Below are 1,323 nucleotides of genomic sequence, written 5' to 3' on the forward strand. Positions count from 1 at the left end.
CCACGCAGCTGGGCGCCGACTGGGCCACCGCCACCACCAAGGCGCGCGCGCTGGCCGTGGCCGCGGGGCTGGACTTCGACGCGCTGGCCGCCGTCACGCCGTACGAGTTCTACGGTGACTTCCACCGCACGGTGTACGCCGGCGAGCTGGCGCTGCGCGACATGGGCGAACTGCGCGTGAAGCAGTACAAGCTGCTGATGTCGGCCTTCCCGGCAGCGCCCGCGGCCATCGTGAAGGTCGGCGACAAGCCGTCGGACCAGAACGCGGTGCAGGTGGCCTTCCAGGCGCAGTTCAAGCAGGTCTTCGCGATCTTCAAGGGACTGGGTTCGGGCAAGCCGAGCGGCCACTTCACGATCGACTTCAAGAACAGGAAGCTGGTGAACGCCGACACCGCCGGGGTCAGTTTCAACTGATGAAGTGATTTGATGGCAAGCTCCGGGGTCCTTTCAAAGACTCCGGAGACTGCCATGCCCAAGGGCTACTGGATCGTGCGTGCCGACATCACCGATCCCGAGGTGTACAAGACCTACCAGGCGGCCAATGCCGCACCGTTCAAGCGCTTCGGCGCGCGCTTCCTGGTGCGCGCCGGCGGCTTCGAGGTGGTCGAGGGCAGCAGCCGGGCGCGCCACGTCGTGCTGGAATTCCCGTCCTACGAGGCGGCGCTCGCCTGCTGGAAGTCGGACGACTACCAGGCCGCGATCAAGCTGCGCGAGAAGGTCTCGACGCTCGACATCGTCGTGATCGAGGGCTACGAAGGCCCGCAGCCCTGAGCCAACCGAGACTTTGCACACGGCTCGCGGCGTCGGCTTCGAGTCAGACCGTCTCAAGCCGCCGGTCGGCGGGGCCGATAAAGCCGTGTGGTCTCCTTCACCCGCCTCATCGCCCCCTGGCAGCGCCGTGTCGCTGCCGCGTGCCTGCTGTTGCTGGCGGGCGGCGCGCTGACGCTGGCCCGCCCGGCGCATGCCGGCACCATCGGCAGCGCCGTCTTCGCGATCGAGGCCCGCCACGGCAACGAACCCAGCGCCGTCATCGCCGAACTGCGCCCGATCGAGCCKCAGGCGCGCGCGAGCGGTGGTGACGACCTGCGCATCTTCCTTGCCGCCTGGGGCTATGCCCATGCCGCGATCGACAAGCCGGCCGTGGCCGAGGCCGCGATCGAGGAACTCACCGACATCGGCCAGCGCACGCAGGATGCCGCCGCGCTCGCGTCGGCCTACACGCTGAAGGCCTGCGTGCTGCAGTTCTCCGGCCAGGTGCGCGCCGCGTTCGGCTGGATCGAGAGCGCGGTGCCGCTGGCCGACAAGGTGAACAGCCCCGACCTGA

At 68.8% G+C, this 1,323-nt stretch carries 2 protein-coding genes and 1 pseudogene; all 3 read left to right on the plus strand.

Annotated features, from left to right (window positions below):
* Window positions 1–413: pseudogene (locus AC1D15_RS32590) on the plus strand (metallophosphoesterase); the annotation flags it as partial.
* Window positions 414–467: 54 nt separating this feature from the next.
* Complete coding sequence (locus AC1D15_RS32595) at window positions 468–770, plus strand: DUF1330 domain-containing protein (protein WP_047509394.1); 303 nt, start codon at window positions 468–470, stop codon at window positions 768–770.
* 87 nt (window positions 771–857) lie between these two features.
* On the plus strand, window positions 858–1,323 hold a 466-nt coding region (locus tag AC1D15_RS32600; protein WP_477829321.1), incomplete at its 3' end, for a hypothetical protein.

It is taken from the genome of Rhizobacter sp. P2_H2, assembly GCF_056403375.1.

Coding starts and splice junctions, on each gene's coding strand:
- AC1D15_RS32595 (WP_047509394.1), top strand. CDS start 468: ATGCCCAAGGGCTACTGGATCGTGCGTGCCGACATCACCGATCCCGAG.